The sequence below is a fragment of the Acinetobacter sp. CIP 102529 genome (genome assembly GCF_000368325.1).
Lineage (GTDB): Bacteria > Pseudomonadota > Gammaproteobacteria > Pseudomonadales > Moraxellaceae > Acinetobacter > Acinetobacter parvus.
The window spans coordinates 570887-588775 of record NZ_KB849354.1 but is presented as its reverse complement, the minus strand read 5'-3'; the positions used below and the strand labels follow the sequence as shown (position 1 = coordinate 588775).

Here is a 17889-nt window from a genome sequence, read left to right as displayed (position 1 = left end):
AATCATTAATTTTATCTGCTGATGTTCCTGTTTGCTCTAGGCTTTGTCAAGACCAGATTGTTTGATTCGGACAGGTTTGAGTAGTTGTTGCTCAGAAAAGGAAAAATGGTTTTCAGGTGAAATAATAAAGTGATCAAGCAACTGGATTTCAAGTAACTGGCAGGCTTGTTTCAATTGCTGGGTGAGATAAATGTCTTCGGGTGAGGGCTGGGCAATGCCATAAGGATGATTATGTGCAATCACGATTTGGCAGGCCTGTTGCTGAAGCACATAACGCAAGGTCTGGTTAATGGATACACTGCAACTATGCTGTGATCCAAAAAACAGTTTCTTAAAATGCAGTTTCCTGAGCTCAGCATCCAGACACAGCACCGCAAACACTTCCTGTTTTTCACCTTGCAGTTCATAGCGTAGATAGTCAAGCACCAATGTAGATGTATCTAGGCAAAGCCGTTGCTGGTGAAAGTAATTATTCAGATAACGCCGTCCAAGTTCCTTTACCGCCATCAGTTGTGCGTATTTGGTATCGGCAATGCCGTTAAACTGGGAAAGTTCTTCAAGTGATGCATCAAAAATTGGGTTGAGTCCACCGAAATGCTGGATCAGAATACGGGCAAGCTCAACCGCTGAGTGCTGTCTGGAGCCTGAGCGCAGGAAAATCGCCAGTAACTCAGCATCGGATAAACTCTGCGCCCCCTGTGATAATAAGCGTTCCCGTGGTCGTTCTTGTTCTGGCCATGCCTTGATGGACTGTTTTATGGATTGATTCATGGTGAATATTCACGTTCATTTTATTGTAGTGTATGTTTTTCCGAGCGCATGGCTTGGGTATGACCGTATTTAATGCTATTGTGAGCGCCACTGCAACAGCAAGGTATCCTGTTTGTGAGCTTCGATCTTAGTGTTATTCCTCATAAAAACATTATATTGGCGGTTACGGGTGGCATTGCTGCTTATAAAAGTGCCATTCTGGTTCGTCGTCTAAAAGATTATGGCTTTGATGTCCGTGTAGTGATGACACAGGGCGCACAGGCTTTTATTACCCCGCTTACTTTTCAGGCCCTTTCAGGTAATCCAGTGCATACTGAACTGCTTGACCCAGAAGCCGAAGCAGGCATGGGGCATATTGAGCTGGCACGCTGGGCAGATTTGATTCTGGTTGCGCCTGCAAGCTGTGACAGCATTGCCAAGTTTGCCAATGGCTTGGCGGACGATTTGCTGAGTACTTTATATTTAGCCACCAAAGCACCTGTCTGGGTTGCGCCTGCCATGAACCAGCAAATGTGGGCAGCCAAGGCGACACAGCGCAACTTGCAAACACTGGTAGAAGACGGTGTGCATGTGATTATGCCAGATGCAGGTGAGCAGGCGTGTGGTGATGTTGGGTTGGGGCGTATGCCTGAACCTGAGGACTTGGCGCGTCAGGTGGCGGCCTATTTCCATAAAGCCCAGCGTGCTATTGCAGAAAAGTTTGGTTTATTGGCGGGTAAACGTGTCACCATTACCGCTGGCCCGACCCGCGAAGCGATTGATCCTGTACGTTATATTTCCAACCACAGCACTGGAAAAATGGGCTTTGCCTTGGCGGCAGCCTGTTATGCCGCAGGGGCAAAAGTGACTCTGGTGGCAGGGCCTGTCAGTCTGGATACTCCAAATGGTGTGCAACGTATCAATGTCAGTTCAGCCATGCAAATGCTGGATGTCAGCATGAACCAGTTGCAACAGGGCTGTGACATCTTTATTGCCACGGCTGCGGTGGCGGACTACCGTGTGGCACAGGTTGCAGAGCATAAAATCAAGAAAGCGGGTGACGAGCTTGCAGTATCCTTGGTGAAAAACCCCGATATTGTGGCGACCATTGCTCAGCAACAGCAGCGCCCATTTATGGTCGGTTTTGCTGCTGAAACCCAGAATGTTGAGGAATATGCCGCAGGCAAACTGGTCGCGAAAAAGCTGGATATGATCGCCTGTAATGATGTGTCGCGCCCTGATATTGGTTTTGCATCTGATGAAAACGCCATGACGGTGTTCTTTGCCCAGTCCTATCACATGAATAAGCGTGAACTGGAAAAAGCCTCAAAACAGGAAATCTCACAACAATTGGTTGAGTCTATTGCCGATGCGTTGCGTCGTCGTTTATAAAAAGCCTGGGAGGGCGTGTGTTTACGCCCTCTTTTTTTTAAATTTGAGCTGATATAAGCAAATGGATGTGCCAACCATTGCCATAAAAATGCAGCTATAAAAAAGAGCAGAATAAGAAGTTGATAAATGAATAGCATCTTTCGGATTTTCTTGGCGCAAGAAGCTTGTTAGTGTGGAGAGACAGCAGCAATTAGAGGATAGAGAAATGCAACAGCAGCGTACTTATGATCGTATTGCTCAAGCGATTGCCTATATCCAGCAAAATTTTCAGCAGCAGCCACAACTGGGTGAAGTGGCAGCACATATTCATTTAAGCCCAGCACATTTCCAGCGTTTGTTTACCGATTGGGTGGGAACCAGCCCTAAAAAATTCCTGCAATACACCAGTGTTGAATATGCCAAAAATATTTTAAAACAACAGGGCAGTGTGCTGGATGCGACCTTTGAGACAGGACTTTCCAGTACCAGTCGTTTGCATGACCTGTTTATCCAGATTGAGGGCATGACCCCAGCCGAATATAAACAGGGCGGACAAGATTTAATAATTCATTATTCCTTTGCTGAAACCTTGTTCGGTGAGGTGCTGGTTGCTTCCACACATAAAGGCATCTGCGCATTAAGCTTTGTGGAAGATCAGGCGGAGGCCTTGCAGCAATTGAAATTACAGTTTCCTAAAGCTCAGCTTGTTGAGCAAATAGATGAATTTCAGACTAATGCGCTGGCTTTCTTTCAAAAAGACTGGGAAAAACTGCCTGAAATTAAACTACATCTAAAAGCAACCGATTTTCAACTGAAAGTCTGGCAAAGCCTGCTTCGGATTCCAATGGGGCAGCTTTCCACCTATGGGCAGATTGCGCAAAATATAGACCATGCCAAGGCAGCCCGTGCGGTGGGCACAGCGATTGGCAGTAATCCCGTGGCTTTCCTGATTCCATGTCATCGGGTGATTCGGTCCACGGGTCTTTTGGGTGGCTATGAATGGGGAATCCTAAGGAAAACAGCGATGATTGGCTGGGAGGGAGCACAGACGCATGCAATTGTTTGATATTGAAGCTGACCCAAGGCATAACCATTTACCCTATGATGGAACGGTGCAGTATTATGGCAAAGTCATACAGGAAATGGTCGCTGATGATTATTTTGAAAAGTTGATGCAAAATATTGCTTGGGAAAATGATCAGGCCATTATCTTTGGTCGGCAGATCACCACCAAAAGAAAAGTGGCATGGTATGGCGATCAGGGGTATGAATATACCTACTCCAATGTCAACAGATACGCCTTGCCGTGGACGGTTGAACTGCTTGAGTTAAGGCAACGGGTGCAGCAGTTGACAGGTGAGCGCTTTAATTCATGTCTACTGAATCTTTACCATACAGGTGAGGAGGGAATGTCCTGGCACAGTGATGATGAAACCGACTTGAAGAAAAATAGCGCGATTGCATCACTCAGTTTTGGTGCGGAACGGAGATTTGCCTTTAAACATAAACAAAGCAAGGAAAAGGTGGAGCTGTATCTGGAACATGGCAGTCTACTGGTGATGAAAGACACCACACAAAGCCACTGGCTGCACCGTTTGCCACCCACCAAGAAAGTGTCGACTGCCCGTATCAACCTGACCTTTAGAACGATTGTTGAATAGCATCATCAGTGGCCTTAAACATAGTGATAAAGCTCAACGTCCGTAAAAGTCTGGTTAAATGCCTCGATCAGGCGATTAATTTGTTCAGCCTGATCTGGCACCAGCATCCAGTAAGGGTTTTCATTCGAGATTAATAACAGTGCCAGCCCATGTTGTTCTGCAACCGCATAGATGTTGTCAAAGTGGATGGCATAGATATATTCCCTAACATCAGGCTCATTTTGAGCATCTAAGTCTGAATTATCATCTTCAGCAAAAAGTTGTTCTATTTGCTCCTCAATACGGTTGTTCAACTGTTCAATATCTACCTTGGCCTGTTATAGTTGGTGGCATTCATCTGTGCCATTGTCATAATATTGTTTTAATTCGACATATTGGATGTTTGAGTATGGGCTATTAACCCATTCAATAAATTGATAAAAATCATGTAGCTTACGAGGGACAAGGCTTGTGGCAAGCTCAGGAAATACCTGCTGGCAAAGGGTATATGGTACTGTGGACATTATTTGTTCTCATTTTATCTTATCCATATCGTTCTCATTATAAAATAATAAAAAACCACAGCAGGTGCTGTGGTTTTTTGCGCGCTTAAAGTGTTATGCCTGACCTTGGGCATCACCTTCAGCTTGTAGACGCTGCATATTGGCTTCAAATTCAGCATCAAAGTTAATTGGGGTAAGCAACAATTGTGGAAAGCTACCCTTGGTCACTAGATCATTCACTGCTTCACGCAAGAACGGGAACAGGATATTCGGGCAGTAAGCACCCAGAACGTACGGAAGACGATCTTCCTCCACGCCATCAACCAGGAAAATCCCTGACTGGGTCACATCAACAATGAATGCGGTCTCACTTTCATTGGTGGCCTGAACCACAACTTTTAAAGAAACTTCATAATGATTTGGATCAATCTTTTCTGCCGCAGAAGATAAATTGATGTTGAGTTCTGGCTGCCACTGCTTGGTAAATACCTGTGCCCCTGGAACTTCAAAAGAAATATCTTTGGTGTAAATACGTTCTAACGCGAGTTGTGGTTGAACTTGTTCTTCGCTCATTGTTTTTCCTTAAATCGTGGAGTGTTGTTAAGCTAATAATTGGTCGAGTTTCCCTTCACGCTCTAAGGCATAAAGTTGGTCAAAACCACCGATAAACTGGTCTTTGATAAAAATTTGAGGCACGGTACGGTGATTGGTACGTTGCATTAACTCAATACGAACTTCAGGCGCCTCATTGGAAAGGTTAATTTCCTTATAGGCAACACCCTTACGCTCAAGGAGCTGTTTTGCTCTCACACAATATGGGCAAGAAAGCGTTGAATAAATGGTGACGTTGGTATCGGTCATTTTATTTCTCCTTAAGCTTTGGTTTTGCTTTTAACTAAGGGTAAGCCCTGGGCTTTCCAATTGCTGACACCACCATCTAGACGGTAGCTGTCGGCATGGCCGACTTTCTGCAATGCGGAGCCTGCAACTTGCCCTAGGTTGCAAATAAACACCAATGGACGGTCACTTGCTTTTAATTCATCAACATGAGTTGTGATTTGGCTGTATGGAATGTTGCGGCTACCGCTGATGTGACCATCACGGAAATCTTTCGCATCACGAAGGTCAATCAGCATGGCATTTTTTGCCTTGACCAAAATACCGAGTGATTGTGGTGAAATTTTACGACCATTGCGCTGACCCTCTAAAATGAAGAACAGCACGATGAGCACGCCGAGCGTACCAAACAAAAAGGGGTGGTTCCCCATAAACTCTAACCAGCGTTCCACAAGTCACCTAAAGTTAAAATCAAAATTGACCCTGAGTATAACTTATCTCTATGGTGATCAAAAATGTTAGTTCAAGGGTAAAAACCCAAGAAAACTAACTTTTTTGCTGGGCTTCCTGAATTTCATCCATTAGGCGTAGATAGCTGTCCAAACGTCTTGGTAAAATCTCACCTGCATCAACTGCCTGTTTTAAGGCACAATTTTTCTCATGGCTATGGGTGCAGTTACGGAACTGGCAATGACCCAGATGGGTTTCAATCTCAGGAAAACCTGTTCGCACCTTTTCCAGGCTCAAATGCCACAGACCAAATTCACGGATTCCTGGGGAGTCAATCAGTGCGCCGTTTGTTCCAAATTTAATCAAACGGGTTGAGGTGGTGGTGTGTTGTCCCAGTGCCGAGTTTTCGGAAATGACATTGGTCTTCTGTGCCGCATCTGGAACAATGGTGTTAATCAATGAGCTTTTACCCACGCCTGACTGACCAACAAATGCAACCGTTTCATTGTCGATTCGTGCTGAAAGTGCGGATAAATCACCTTTTGCATGACAGATCAGAGTTTCATAGCCCAGGGTTTCATATTCACTGAGCATGGTCAGGATCGGATCATTTTCAGTGAGCAGGTCTGATTTGTTCAGTACCAGCAAGGCGGGAATGTTGGCATCGGCACAGGCGACCAGATAACGGTCAATCAGTGTTGGTGCGGGTTCTGGCAGTGGTGCGAACACAATCACAATCAGGCTGATATTGGCGGCAACGGGTTTTACCTTGTGGTAGCGGTCTGGGCGGGTCAATAATGATTGTCTTGGATAAATCGCAGTGATAATCCCCAGGCCTGTATTTGGGTCGGCCTGCCATTTCACACGGTCACCCGTCACCAGCAACTCCAGGTTGGTACGGGTATGACAGCGCCAAATACTGTCCAGTTCAATCGGTTTCCAGAATGGTTCAGGTTCGCCCTCTGCCACCTGTGGTTTTTCAGGGTGCTGTTCAGGTATGGACAGGGCTTGTACTTCGAGTTGACGGCCATAATGCTGAACAACCAGCCCATCTAAATCCTGCGACGTGTCAATATCATCCTGACGCGATTTATGCTGTTTTTCAATACGGCGCTGCTGTTGCTCGGTTAAACGACGCTTACGAATTAAAGCCATTCATATCCCAGAAAATCCACATGTTGAAGACCGCAAAAATAGCATGAAGCCGCTATGGAATTACAGCCAAGATGTAATTAATTTGCTACTATTGGTGTTTTTAAGCACTTTAGAATCAGCATTCATGAGCAGTACCCCTGATACACGATTAATCTGGATTGACCTGGAAATGACAGGCCTTGATACCGATAACGACAAGATCATTGAAATCGCAACCATTGTTACAGATGACCATTTAAATATTTTGGCTGAAGGGCCTGTTTTGGCTGTACATCAATCTGACCTAATCCTGAACGCAATGGATGAGTGGAATACCAAGCAGCATGGACAGTCGGGACTGATTGAACGGGTGCGCCGCAGTAAACTCACCGCTCAGGACGTAGAGCAGCAAACGCTGGAATTTCTGAAAAAATGGGTCAATCCAAAATCATCACCCATGTGTGGCAACTCGATTTGTCAGGATCGCCGTTTCCTGCATCGTTTAATGCCTGAACTGGAACAGTTTTTTCATTACCGCAATCTGGATGTATCTTCAGTCAAGGAACTGGCGAAGCGCTGGAGACCTGAAATCATGAGTGGTCTCAAGAAAAATGCTTCACACTTGGCAATGGATGATATTCGTGATTCGATTGCTGAATTAAAATATTACCGTGAATACTTTTTTATTATGAATAAATAAATTAAGGGGCATAAGCCCCTTTTTTTATGTGAATAAAAGATTTGGGCCTGATCAAAAAATCGCTTAAACTCGGTTTTTTATTGCCAACTATAAAAAGAGAGTGTACATGCAAAGTCATAATCCTATTTTAACCCGGGTGGAAAGCTACAGCGATTTGGCTGAACCAATGACCATTCAGGGGGCAATTCAGAAGTCAGTGCTTTTAACTGTGATTGCCGCTGTTTTAGGTATCGCATTGTTTTTCTATTGTGCCATCACTGCAAACCTGTCCATTGCCTATGCGGCCGCGATTGTCGGGGCTGTGGGTAGTTTTATTCTGGCCTTGATCACGACATTTAAAACAAAAACAGCCCCTGCTTTAGCCATTCCTTATGCTTTATTTGAAGGGGCATTTTTAGGCGGCATTTCGTTTATATTCCAATTGAAATTTCCTGGTGTACCTTTACAAGCCTTGTTGGCGACTTTTGTCACCACTTTGGTGTTATTTGCCTTGTATAAAATGCAAATTATTCGCGCCACTGAAAAATTCAAAGCCGTGGTAATTTCTGCCTCTGTGGCAATTGCATTGGTGTTTGTGGTGCAAATCATCTTGCGTTTAGCATTTGGTTCAAGCATTCCATTTATTTTTGAAAGTAACTGGTTAGGCATTGGCTTTGCTGCATTTGTAGCGGTGATTGCATCGTTAAATTTGATTTTAGACTTCGATCTAATTGAAAGTGCGACGGCGCAAGGCGCACCGAAAGCATTTGAATGGGTCTGTGGTATTGCCTTATTGGCAACTTTGGTTTGGATGTATTATTCATTTATGCGTTTGTTAAGCCTGATTCAAGGTGATGATTAAGCTTCAATGAATATAAAATACAAATCGCTTTCTAATTGAGAGCGATTTTTTTTATGCAAGCATGTAAAAATGAACAATGATGCAATTCCGTAATTGATGAAATATTGGCATCATGGTGGGAAAATTTTTCGAGTGAGAAGATTATGTCGCAAGGGCTTTTAGCGGGTAAACGGTTTTTAATTGCAGGAATTGCCAGTAAATTATCCATTGCTTATGGAATTGCTGCGGCACTGCATCGTGAGGGTGCAGAGTTGGCATTTACTTACCCCAATGAAAAACTAAAAAAACGAGTCGATGATTTTGCAGCACAATTTGGTTCAAGCCTTGTTTTCCCTTGCGATGTGGCAATTGATGCAGAAATTGACAATACTTTTGTTGAGTTGGCAAAACACTGGGATGGTTTAGATGGTGTTGTGCATTCGATTGGTTTTGCACCTGCACATACGCTAGATGGTGACTTTACCGACGTAACGGATCGTGAGGGTTTTAAAATTGCACATGATATTAGTGCCTATAGTTTTGTCGCGATGGCTCGTGCGGCAAAACCATTATTACAAGCACGTAAGGGTTGTTTATTGACTTTGACTTATCAAGGTTCTGAGCGTGTGATGCCAAACTATAACGTTATGGGTATGGCCAAAGCATCTTTAGAAGCGGGTGTTCGTTATTTAGCGCTAAGCTTGGGTAAAGAGGGGATTCGTGTGAATGCGATCTCTGCGGGTCCAATCCGTACATTGGCAGCTTCTGGTATCAAATCATTCCGTAAAATGTTGGATGCCAATGAAAAAGTTGCGCCGTTAAAACGTAATGTCACGATAGAAGAAGTGGGCAATGCAGCATTATTCCTTTGTTCGCCGTGGGCTTCGGGTATTACGGGTGAAATTTTATATGTCGATGCAGGGTTTAATACTGTTGGTATGAGCCAGTCGATGTTGGGTGATGAGTGATTAGATTTATCCAAATTTTTTGACAAAGCCGCTTTTATAGCGGCTTTGTTTTTCAAGATTGTGAGATCTTCAAATTATAAAGTTGGGGTTAAGGCGGCGCGAAGCGTCCGCCTTAAATGAGTTGTTAGATTACTTTGTTGTACCCACAGTGCGATAGTTGCAGCACACGCAGGAGTGGATAATTCTCAGATATTGCGTTGCTCCTCATGACGCCACACCCAATAATTTTTGAGCGAATCTCTGCCATTAGCTCATCAATGGATAAAATCTGAGCGCCAGCAATAGTGTGCCTATCTTTCGGGTGTGATGGGAATACGGCAATTTGACGTAGTGGTGTTTCTGGCGGTAGCCAAGAAAAAACCTCCAAGAAGATGAGCTTTCTAGCGGCATCAAATTTCTTCTTGTATCTCATTTCTCTAGTTTCCCAAGTATGGGCATCTACAGATGGTTCATAGTGAACAAGATCACCGCAGTGGGGATTGAAGCCTATGACATCAAGTTCCATTTCCCATCCACCATGCTTCAATCGTCCGACTTTAGTATTTCTGCGAACGAGATAGCCTTGCCAATCAAGGTATTCAACGATAAGTGACTCTAGATGTGACATAAAAGTAATCTAACGTTAAAGGTAACCGGCCTGCCGGAGGCAGGTCCGGTTGACCGACAGGTTAGCGCCGTACTGCCTAACCTTTAAATCCATCAAGTCTAGCGCCCGATATCATTGCCAATTGCCGACCGCCATAGCAGTGCTGACAAAATAAGCGCATGGCATCATTCAAATGACCTGCACTATGTGTGTCTAGCCTTAGAGCAATATCGTTTGCTTCCGCCTCACTTTTCCCATCAAGTCTGGCCGCAAGATACACGTAAGCCTGAACGGCCTTTACTCCTCGTTTCATTAGGAAAGCGAATGCGGCGATGATTGCAATTACAGTCAATATGACTACTTCCATGATCTCTCCATGTTTCTAATGCATTTAATGCGCGACCAATGATACCGACGTGATCGACAATCCTCCCGCTCCTGAGGCATGAAATCTCACTGAGTCTTTAAGGGCTGCCTCAATGACCGCTTGATCTGTCGTTGTTGGTTCTTGCGCTGACTCGAACTCAACCTGACCGGAAAATAAACCATTTCCGGTTCTGCACTCATAACAAATGAGGAATTTCATGTGTTCCACCTTTGCTTGATAGGCGCTAACTACAGTTATACGGCAAGTCTGCCGCATAACCAAAATGAAAATGCCATATAACCAATTTGAATCCTATTGGATGTAACTATATTTTGATAAGCATATAAAATAGCAATATTTGCATCAACACACAAACAATGTGAGATTAAATCAAAAGCGATCAACCCATTAAAAATTAACTAGAAGTTGAAAGGAATAATCATTAAAACAAGAGCACGCTCAATGCTATTGTTCAGGTAATTCTTTCACAGGACTCCCACCCAAAGCCTGCATTAAGGTCACATAGGCATTGTATTGATTCTGCTTGGTTTCCACCAAGCTCAGTCGTGCATTACGTGTAGTCGCTTGCGCATCTAGTAAGTTCTTTAATGCGATTGCACCGTTACGATAACGTACTTCGGTAAGTCGCTCAGTTTTATTAGCTAACTCGACATTACGTTGTTGCAGTTGTACTTGCTGATTCAGTTGAGTGCGATTCGACAAGGCATTTTCCACATCGGCAAAAGCTTGGTACAGCGTTTGGCGATATTGAATAATGGCTTTTTCATACTCAAGATCACTAATCGCAATATCTTTCTTCATATCATTATATTGAAGAAAAGGTAGGCTCAGGCTTGCACCTAAAGTTAAAGTAGGGTTCTTTAACAGTTGTGTTAAAGAGGTGCTAGAAGAACCTAGATTTCCCGTTAAATTGATGGATGGATAATAGCTGGCTTTGGTCGCATCTTTATTTGCTAAGGTTTTGCGTAGGCGTAATTCAGAAGCTTGTAAGTCTGGACGACGCGATAAAATATCAGCAGGGAGTCCAACCGCGATATTCGGTAGGGGATTGCGCGGTAACTGTGCGGGTTCCTGAATATTCAGTTGCTGTACAGGCATATGTAGCAATACAGCAATCGCAGTACGCGCTTCAACACGAAGCTGCTCAATTTGGCTTAAACTTGCTTTTTGGCTTTGCACCGATTGTTCCGCTTGAGTTAAATCTAAACCTGAAACCGCACCCGCTTTGTATTGTGATTGCACCAATGAATAAATTTTTTGAGTAGAAGCTAAGTTTTGCTGAATGGTTTGGTAGCGTTCATTCAAATAGCCCAATTGCCAATATAATTTTGCCGTTGTGCCCACAAGGCTTTGTGCAGTGGCTTGTAAGTCTTGCTCACTGGCTAAGGCTTCCCAGCGGCTCGCTTCAGTTTGATTCATCAATTTACCGAATAAATCCAGTTCATAACTGACCCCAACACTGGTCGATAAACCACGGTCAGAACCATCGCCTGAACGGAGGTCATAGTTATGACCTGTGGAAACACTCGAACTGGTACGAATGCCTTGTTTATTTTCAGCCAAACCTGCCTGTAAACGAGCTTGTTTAAGGGTAATCCCTGCAACGCTTAAATCACTATTTTTAGCGAGAACCTGATCGACCAATTGATTCAGTTGGGTATCATTAAACAGTGTCCACCACTGATCAGTTAGATTCACATTCTTATTTTTTTGCGCATCATACTGAAACTGTTGTGGCACTTGGACGGTTGGGGCGTTATAGGGGGTTTTCACCACAGCAGAACAGCCAACTAGAGAGCTACTTAAACATAACGCAAGACTAAGCTTTTTCATTTCAGGTGTCCTTTATAGAAACAGGGCGGTGTCTTGCCGAGTTCTCATCGTATTACAGAGTAAGCCGTCGGCTTGACCTACTTTTCTTTCGGGATGAGGAGCGAAGCTCCGCAAGGGCAACCATCTTGCGCAGCTATCGCTGCTCACCGCAAAACTCGTTGACTACCGTCACTTAAGCTAATGAATCGCAGAAACAATACTTTATTAACGGAGTCCTGTCTCAAACAATTGCGGATGACGTTTCCGAGTATCATATTTTTTGATCAGTCCTAGTGGGCTTGAATTTATTCTCTCGCTAAAGCAGCAACTGGATCGAGTTGTGCCGCATTTCGTGCTGGCAAGAAGCCAAATACAATACCAATCATGCTTGAGCAGACAAAGGCCGCTACGATTGAGGTGGTCGAATAACTCATTTCAATGATGCCTTTGGCGAAGTGTCCGATGATCTGTCCAATACCCAGAGAAAGCAGCACACCCAGCACACCACCCAATAAGCAGACTAAAATTGCTTCAATCAGAAATTGCTGCAAAATGTCACTTTGTCGAGCGCCAACGGCCATACGTACGCCAATCTCTTGGGTTCGTTCGGTCACAGAAACCAGCATAATGTTCATCACGCCAATACCACCGACCACCAGAGAAATCACCGCAATCGCTGAAATCAGCAGGGTCATAGTGGCTGTGGTTTGCTGAATGGTTTCCCGAATACTGTCGGAGTTTTGGGTAAATACGTCCTGTGCGCCGTGACGTTGTTCAAGTAGAGTCAAAATGGCATTTTCAGCGGCACTACTTGGATATTCATCTTTGATACGAACAATAATGCTGCGTACATTAGACTGCCCCAGCATACGGCTCATGACTGTCGAATAAGGCAAGTAAACATTCAAGCTGTCAGAGTTGCCCATAAAGCCTTGTTGAGCATCAATCACGCCAATAATACGGCTGGGTACACTGCCCAACAACAACACTTGACCAACAGGGTTGGTCCCATCAGCAAAGAAAGTTTTTTCCGTATTGGTATCAATCACCACGTCTTGGGCACGCTGAGTAACACTATTTTTGTCAAAAGCCTGTCCTGATTTAAATGTCATGCCACGGACATAGAAGAAATCTGCACTGACACCATTTACGGTTGCCGATGCTTCGGTATCCTTATAACGCAAGGTGACGCTGGTGTTGGCAGAGGGACTGACTCCATCCACATAGGGTTGTTCTGCCAAGGCTTCTGCATCAGCAGGCACTAGGGTTTTGACTTGTGAGGCACGTGAGTTATCGCCAAAGCCACGTCCCTGATATATAGTAATAGTGTTGGTGCCGAGACTGCTGATATTTGCCAGAATCTGCTTTTGCGAACCATTGCCCAGTGCAACCACCGAGACCACGGATGCGATCCCGATAATAATCCCGAGCATTGTCAGGAAAGTCCGCATGCGGTGGGCATTCATGGCCAGCAGTGCCATACGGAATGCTTCACCGAGACGGTCAAAGAAAGAACGCCAAGCCGAGGTTTTCTTTTGTGGTGTGCGTTGCAGGGTTGGATGTTCTAAATCTGAATCTGCATTTTCAGGTGTATTGGCACGGTCTGAAATAATATTACCGTCACTGATTTCAATAATACGGGTCGCGTTTTTTGCTACATTGAGATCATGTGTCACTAAGATGATGGTATGACCTTTAGCATTGAGTTCACGCAAAATACGCATCACTTCAATACCGCTATTCTTATCCAATGCTCCTGTTGGCTCATCGGCAAGAATCACATCACCGCCATTCATCAAGGCACGGGCGATTGAAACACGTTGTTGCTGACCACCAGAAAGTTGGCTTGGGCGATGGTGTAAACGTTCTTCGAGTCCGAGTTCTGAGAGTAGCTCAGCAGAACGCTGTTGGCGAAGATGACTATCGACCCCTGCATAAATTGCAGGGACTTCAACGTTACCAGAAGCGCTCAAATCACCGAGTAAGTGATAACGCTGGAAAATAAAACCAAAATATTCACGGCGTAGTTGTGCCAGTTCATCAGGCTCTAACTGGCGGGTTTCCCGACCATTGACCTGATAGCTACCTGCTGTTGGTTTATCCAGACAGCCCAGAATATTCATTAGGGTGGATTTACCAGAACCTGACTGACCGACGATGGCAACCAGCTCACCTGCATAAATCTTTAGATTGATACCTTTGAGAATCTGGACTGTACCCTCACCTGCGGGAAACTCACGGGTGAGGTTGCTGATTTTAAGCAGTGGCTGTGATGAATGTATTTGATCTCGGGTCATATTACATTCTCATTACACGTTGATTGCTACGTTTTGCTGATTCGTTTGAGCTATCAGTTGCATCTGCAATCACCACTTGATCGCCTTGCTTCAAACCTCTAAGTACTTGCGCTGTGACACGGTTGTTCAGGCCAATCAGCACAGGTTGCGGCTGGGCTGTACCATCAGCCTGTAGTACCCGAACCATTGCTATTGAAGCCTTGCCTTGTGCAATCAGGGCCTTGTCATCCTCAGTTAAATCCAGACGTTTCGGATGCTGGGTTGTTTCAGCACCTGATTTTTTCGCCTGATCGCTGGATTTATTAGCATTGGCTGAACTGTCCTTACGATTTGCACGCTGGCTTTGGATCGCTGCCGCTGGAATGGTCAGTACATTTTTTGCCTCATTTAACACAATGTAGACCTGTGCAGTCATGTCAATACGCAGTTTGCCATCTTCATTTGGGACATCAAACAGGGCATTGTAGTACACGGCTGAACTTGAAGAAGATGAACTGCCACTGGTTGTTTCTGTATTAATGGAATTTGGTGCTGGTTCAACCTGACGCAGTTTTGCATAATGTTTTTTATCACTATTACCTAATGTAGTGAAATAAACGGTTTGGCCCTGTTCAACTTTCATCACATCGGCTTCTGAAATCTGTGCCTTGATGGTCATGGTATCCAGTTTTGCCAGCTTCACAATGGTTGGTGCAGACTGATTGGCATTTACCGTCTGGCCTTCTTCCGTGACAATCGCCACAATGGTTCCATCCATCGGTGCAACAATACGGGTATAACCCAGGTTTTCCTTTGTGGTTGCAAGGCTCAAACGCGATTGTTCAATCTGTGCATTAATCGAGGCAATCTGGGCCTGTGCCGTTTTATAGTTTGCCAATGCCGCCTCAAGTTCAGCGCGTGAGGTGGCATCCTGACTAAACATTGCCTGTTGACGTTTATATTCAGCTTCAACCTTGGCTAAGTTGGCCTGTTGCACTGCCAGTTGTGCCTGTTGGTTTTTAATGTTGGCTTCGGCGGTTTTAAGCTCATTCTCCTGACGAATGGAGTCAATCTGGGCAATCAATCGGCCCTGTTTAACCTGATCGCCCAACTGCACATACATCTTTTTCACCTGACCTGAAACTTGCGCACCGACACTCACCATTTTGGTGGCCTCAAGTACACCTGTTGCCAGCACTGAATCTTCAATATCACCTTTGCTGACTTCGGCACTAATGTACTGAGGCGCTTGATCTTTAGGTTTAAAGAAAAACCATGCAACGGCTGCAATAATCGCTACACCGATAGCGATTATTATTATTTTACTGAATGGTATTTTTTTAGAACTTGTTTTTTGCATGGCCACAGGTCAAAAATGAGAAACTTGGGCTAGTATAAAAGTGAAATGAGAAGAAAGCGTGGATGTTTTTAATCTATAATGAGAATTATTTGCTATTTTATGGAGGATTTATTGCATAAAAATCTGATAAATACTTTGAGAGATGGTTCCACTTGTTTGAACAACTAAAAGCTTATTTATAAGTGATATTCTGCTCTAGTTAAGCTACCTTATTTTGTTGTGGTAGCTGGAATAGAAAAACTCATCTGGAGTCATTTTGTCCAGACTCGAATGAGGCCGTTTCAAATTACAAAATTCAAAATATGCGTTTAATTGCTTCTTCGCATCCAAAACATTGCTGTAGGCTTTGAGATACACCTCTTCATATTTAACGCTTCTCCATAACCGTTCAACCATCACATTATCAATCCATGAGCAGTATATCGATGTTTATAACATCATTTGGGGAGCAAAATATCACTTATAGCTGTTGTTCAAATTTCCTGATTCACCTCTCTGCTTAATGTTGCGAATGTAGTGATTTTATCGGAATATGATTTAAAAGATTGTCAGAATGACCGTATTAAAACCTCAATGAAGCAATCTTTTGATGAAAGTTCTTATGCTCAAACATATCATTTAAAAGCCGTGATCATTGAAAAAAAGCAGAAAAAAGCAAGACAAGGTTATTTATTAAGATGTAATGCAAATATTACTTTGAATAATAGCGAAACCTTGTCTTTCACTTTCAATTTCTCCAAAAAAAATGATCAGTATTTAATTGAGGGGACACCAAATTATTAAGTTGTGTTGGGAAATAGTCTTTTTCCACACAATTCCCCAACAGCCTGCAACATCAAATATTCAGGCTTTTCTTTCGACATACCTTTAATGGCGGCATCAATACGCAACAGTAAATCAGACCAGGTCAGAAACTGGCGTGGATTCAAGCGCCGTAACGCCTGTTGATATTGTGAAACCTTGGTGTTCCAGATACCAAGCTGTAGGGCATTGTGTGGTTGCTCAAACAACTGCATCAATAGACGCATTTCCTTGCTGAGTGTCCATAAAATCAGGCTGTCAGGCTCGCCAGCCGCAATCAGGTACTGATAAATCTTGACCGACTGTGCTAGGTTGCCTGCCAACAAGGCATCACTTAAATCATAAGTAGTATAACGGGATTGATCCTGTAAACAGGCATACAGTTGTTCAGTCTGAATTTGCTTAAGATCTGGAAATGTGTCCGCAACCCGCATCAGGCTGTTTTTTGCAGCCAGTAAATTATGTTCATGGTGCTGCATCAGCCATTGCCATGCATCATTGTTGAGTTGAATCCCTAGTTTTTCTGCCTCAATGCCTAGGATACGTTGCCGATCCTGCGGGTAGGTGGCGGTTAGCGCAACCACCACACCATTGGCTTCCACGGTCTGAAAAAAGGCTGTCTTTAAACTGCTGCTGTCCTGTTTGGGTAAAACAATCAGGAGTAAGTTGTGTTCATTATGCTGAATATAATTTTTAAGCTGTTTTAGACCGTTGGCATCTGGCTTGATATTGCCATGCACTTCAATCGCAAGCTGTTGTGAAAATAATGACAAACTATTCAGCGCATTAAAGACATTTTTCCAGTCATTCACGTTGCCAATATCGTAGCGTTGCCGCTCAACTTCCTGCTGTTGCCAGCTTTTGCGAAAGGCATCCAGCAGGTTTTGTTCAAGCAGGGGTTCCTGACCGTGCATAATCCATGCACCACGGGCTTCATGGACACGCTTTAGGGCTTGAACATAATCCAGCTTCATAATGACAGCTTAGGGTTGAGCTTTAGGCAAGCGGTTTGCGGCAATTTGACGCGTCAATTGTTGTGCCAGATCATCAATCACAATACGGTTGAGATAGGCTTCTTGCTGGTTGTCAGTGTTGACGGTTGCCACATCATATTGATAGCTACGGGAAGCTGTTAAGGTACGTGGTTCAGTCATCTTGCGACCCTGATGGTCCTCAATCTGAAAAGTCACCGTTAAACGCAGTAGCACCTCTGTCAATTTACCATTCAACAACTGGCGGCGAGGGGTGTAATCCAGAATACGCAATACATAGGCATCATTGGCATTGCTGAGCTGCACACCCGTTGCACTGAGGTAGATACTTAAACGATTTTCAAGCTCATCGGTATTGTCAGGTAGAACCAGGGTGAGTTTATTGTAGACCAATGGCGTTGCAGCTGGGTTGCTTCCCTTGAGATGAAAACCACAACCGACTAAGCCAGCACTTAGACCCAAAGTTAAAACAATAGCAGCGAGACGTTGCGCTAAGTGCAT

Annotated in this window: 21 protein-coding genes and 1 pseudogene; 7 read left to right on the top strand and 15 right to left on the bottom strand. The window is 44.1% G+C overall.

Features of this window, described 5'->3' with window-relative positions; translation table 11 throughout:
* Positions 1-36: 36 nt before the first annotated feature.
* Positions 37-771, bottom strand: coding sequence for a RadC family protein (radC, locus tag F972_RS04955; RefSeq protein ID WP_004756126.1), 735 nt, complete (start codon positions 769-771; stop codon positions 37-39).
* A 114-nt stretch (positions 772-885) separates the two neighbouring features.
* Here radC and coaBC point away from each other — a divergent pair, with 114 nt between their 5' ends.
* The 3 genes from coaBC (at position 886) to F972_RS04940 (ending at position 3782) form a co-directional block, all read left to right on the top strand.
* A complete protein-coding gene (gene coaBC, locus F972_RS04950) occupies positions 886-2142 on the top strand; it encodes a bifunctional phosphopantothenoylcysteine decarboxylase/phosphopantothenate--cysteine ligase CoaBC (RefSeq protein WP_004678447.1) in 1257 nt (418 codons plus the stop codon).
* Between the two features lie 205 nt (positions 2143-2347).
* On the top strand, positions 2348-3187 hold the full coding sequence (locus F972_RS04945) for a bifunctional transcriptional activator/DNA repair enzyme AdaA (protein WP_004681809.1): 840 nt from the start codon (positions 2348-2350) through the stop codon (positions 3185-3187).
* Entirely contained in the window at positions 3174-3782 is a 609-nt protein-coding gene (locus F972_RS04940; protein ID WP_004764159.1) for an alpha-ketoglutarate-dependent dioxygenase AlkB family protein, read from the top strand. Before F972_RS04945 ends, F972_RS04940 begins: the two co-directional genes overlap by 14 nt.
* A gap of 14 nt (positions 3783-3796) precedes the next feature.
* Here F972_RS04940 and F972_RS04935 read toward each other — a convergent pair whose 3' ends face one another.
* The 6 genes from F972_RS04935 to rsgA all read right to left on the bottom strand — a co-directional run bounded on the left by F972_RS04935 (position 3797) and on the right by rsgA (position 6706).
* On the bottom strand, positions 3797-4075 hold the full coding sequence (locus F972_RS04935) for a hypothetical protein (RefSeq protein ID WP_004681806.1): 279 nt from the start codon (positions 4073-4075) through the stop codon (positions 3797-3799).
* 24 nt (positions 4076-4099) lie between these two features.
* Entirely contained in the window at positions 4100-4285 is a 186-nt protein-coding gene (locus F972_RS04930; protein ID WP_004681805.1) for a hypothetical protein, read from the bottom strand.
* A 93-nt stretch (positions 4286-4378) separates the two neighbouring features.
* Complete coding sequence (gene secB, locus F972_RS04925) at positions 4379-4837, bottom strand: protein-export chaperone SecB (RefSeq protein ID WP_004681803.1); 459 nt, start codon at positions 4835-4837, stop codon at positions 4379-4381.
* Positions 4838-4864: 27 nt separating this feature from the next.
* On the bottom strand, positions 4865-5125 hold the full coding sequence (gene grxC / locus F972_RS04920) for a glutaredoxin 3 (RefSeq protein ID WP_004681801.1): 261 nt from the start codon (positions 5123-5125) through the stop codon (positions 4865-4867).
* Positions 5126-5136: 11 nt separating this feature from the next.
* The gene (locus F972_RS04915) at positions 5137-5553 is read right to left on the bottom strand and encodes a rhodanese-like domain-containing protein (protein ID WP_004678438.1); all 417 of its coding nucleotides are present in this window, start codon (positions 5551-5553) and stop codon (positions 5137-5139) included.
* A gap of 94 nt (positions 5554-5647) precedes the next feature.
* Positions 5648-6706 carry a ribosome small subunit-dependent GTPase A gene (rsgA, locus tag F972_RS04910; RefSeq protein ID WP_004681799.1) on the bottom strand — a complete coding sequence of 353 codons (1059 nt, stop codon included), beginning with the start codon at positions 6704-6706 and terminating at the stop codon, positions 5648-5650.
* Between the two features lie 124 nt (positions 6707-6830).
* On the opposite strand from rsgA, the gene orn reads away from it, so the two are divergent.
* The 3 genes from orn to F972_RS04895 all read left to right on the top strand — a co-directional run bounded on the left by orn (position 6831) and on the right by F972_RS04895 (position 9173).
* Positions 6831-7385 (top strand): oligoribonuclease, encoded by a 555-nt coding sequence (gene orn, locus F972_RS04905; RefSeq protein WP_010589338.1) that lies wholly within the window; start codon positions 6831-6833, stop codon positions 7383-7385.
* 106 nt (positions 7386-7491) lie between these two features.
* Positions 7492-8226 carry a Bax inhibitor-1/YccA family protein gene (locus tag F972_RS04900; protein WP_004681795.1) on the top strand — a complete coding sequence of 245 codons (735 nt, stop codon included), beginning with the start codon at positions 7492-7494 and terminating at the stop codon, positions 8224-8226.
* Positions 8227-8369: 143 nt separating this feature from the next.
* Complete coding sequence (locus tag F972_RS04895; protein ID WP_004681793.1) at positions 8370-9173, top strand: enoyl-ACP reductase FabI; 804 nt, start codon at positions 8370-8372, stop codon at positions 9171-9173.
* Positions 9174-9297: 124 nt separating this feature from the next.
* Here F972_RS04895 and F972_RS04890 read toward each other — a convergent pair whose 3' ends face one another.
* From F972_RS04890 to F972_RS04860, 6 genes and pseudogenes are all read right to left on the bottom strand, one after another.
* The gene (locus tag F972_RS04890; RefSeq protein ID WP_004681791.1) at positions 9298-9780 is read right to left on the bottom strand and encodes a hypothetical protein; all 483 of its coding nucleotides are present in this window, start codon (positions 9778-9780) and stop codon (positions 9298-9300) included.
* A gap of 76 nt (positions 9781-9856) precedes the next feature.
* Entirely contained in the window at positions 9857-10126 is a 270-nt protein-coding gene (locus tag F972_RS04885) for a hypothetical protein (protein WP_004681789.1), read from the bottom strand.
* 465 nt (positions 10127-10591) lie between these two features.
* Positions 10592-11980 carry an efflux transporter outer membrane subunit gene (locus tag F972_RS04875; RefSeq protein WP_004764155.1) on the bottom strand — a complete coding sequence of 463 codons (1389 nt, stop codon included), beginning with the start codon at positions 11978-11980 and terminating at the stop codon, positions 10592-10594.
* A 284-nt stretch (positions 11981-12264) separates the two neighbouring features.
* Complete coding sequence (locus F972_RS04870) at positions 12265-14256, bottom strand: MacB family efflux pump subunit (RefSeq protein WP_004756118.1); 1992 nt, start codon at positions 14254-14256, stop codon at positions 12265-12267.
* Between the two features lies 1 nt (position 14257).
* Entirely contained in the window at positions 14258-15595 is a 1338-nt protein-coding gene (locus tag F972_RS04865) for a MacA family efflux pump subunit (protein WP_004681782.1), read from the bottom strand.
* Positions 15596-15794: 199 nt separating this feature from the next.
* A pseudogene (locus F972_RS04860) lies at positions 15795-16006 on the bottom strand (integrase core domain-containing protein); the annotation flags it as partial.
* Positions 16007-16111: 105 nt separating this feature from the next.
* Here F972_RS04860 and F972_RS04855 point away from each other — a divergent pair.
* A complete protein-coding gene (locus F972_RS04855; RefSeq protein ID WP_004681781.1) occupies positions 16112-16378 on the top strand; it encodes a hypothetical protein in 267 nt (88 codons plus the stop codon).
* Here F972_RS04855 and holA read toward each other — a convergent pair.
* Both holA and lptE read right to left on the bottom strand, forming a co-directional pair.
* Complete coding sequence (gene holA / locus F972_RS04850) at positions 16375-17370, bottom strand: DNA polymerase III subunit delta (RefSeq protein ID WP_004681779.1); 996 nt, start codon at positions 17368-17370, stop codon at positions 16375-16377. The genes F972_RS04855 and holA overlap by 4 nt on opposite strands.
* A gap of 9 nt (positions 17371-17379) precedes the next feature.
* Positions 17380-17889, bottom strand: a complete 510-nt coding sequence (gene lptE / locus F972_RS04845) for an LPS-assembly lipoprotein LptE (RefSeq protein ID WP_004681778.1) — start codon at positions 17887-17889, stop codon at positions 17380-17382.

Coding starts and splice junctions, on each gene's coding strand:
- radC (WP_004756126.1), bottom strand. CDS start 771: ATGAATCAATCCATAAAACAGTCCATCAAGGCATGGCCAGAACAAGAA.
- F972_RS04945 (WP_004681809.1), top strand. CDS start 2,348: ATGCAACAGCAGCGTACTTATGATCGTATTGCTCAAGCGATTGCCTAT.
- F972_RS04940 (WP_004764159.1), top strand. CDS start 3,174: ATGCAATTGTTTGATATTGAAGCTGACCCAAGGCATAACCATTTACCC.
- F972_RS04930 (WP_004681805.1), bottom strand. CDS start 4,285: ATGTCCACAGTACCATATACCCTTTGCCAGCAGGTATTTCCTGAGCTT.
- secB (WP_004681803.1), bottom strand. CDS start 4,837: ATGAGCGAAGAACAAGTTCAACCACAACTCGCGTTAGAACGTATTTAC.
- grxC (WP_004681801.1), bottom strand. CDS start 5,125: ATGACCGATACCAACGTCACCATTTATTCAACGCTTTCTTGCCCATAT.
- rsgA (WP_004681799.1), bottom strand. CDS start 6,706: ATGGCTTTAATTCGTAAGCGTCGTTTAACCGAGCAACAGCAGCGCCGT.
- orn (WP_010589338.1), top strand. CDS start 6,831: ATGAGCAGTACCCCTGATACACGATTAATCTGGATTGACCTGGAAATG.
- F972_RS04900 (WP_004681795.1), top strand. CDS start 7,492: ATGCAAAGTCATAATCCTATTTTAACCCGGGTGGAAAGCTACAGCGAT.
- F972_RS04895 (WP_004681793.1), top strand. CDS start 8,370: ATGTCGCAAGGGCTTTTAGCGGGTAAACGGTTTTTAATTGCAGGAATT.
- F972_RS04890 (WP_004681791.1), bottom strand. CDS start 9,780: ATGTCACATCTAGAGTCACTTATCGTTGAATACCTTGATTGGCAAGGC.
- F972_RS04885 (WP_004681789.1), bottom strand. CDS start 10,126: ATGGAAGTAGTCATATTGACTGTAATTGCAATCATCGCCGCATTCGCT.
- F972_RS04875 (WP_004764155.1), bottom strand. CDS start 11,980: ATGAAAAAGCTTAGTCTTGCGTTATGTTTAAGTAGCTCTCTAGTTGGC.
- F972_RS04870 (WP_004756118.1), bottom strand. CDS start 14,256: ATGACCCGAGATCAAATACATTCATCACAGCCACTGCTTAAAATCAGC.
- F972_RS04865 (WP_004681782.1), bottom strand. CDS start 15,595: ATGCAAAAAACAAGTTCTAAAAAAATACCATTCAGTAAAATAATAATA.
- holA (WP_004681779.1), bottom strand. CDS start 17,370: ATGAAGCTGGATTATGTTCAAGCCCTAAAGCGTGTCCATGAAGCCCGT.
- lptE (WP_004681778.1), bottom strand. CDS start 17,889: ATGCACTTAGCGCAACGTCTCGCTGCTATTGTTTTAACTTTGGGTCTA.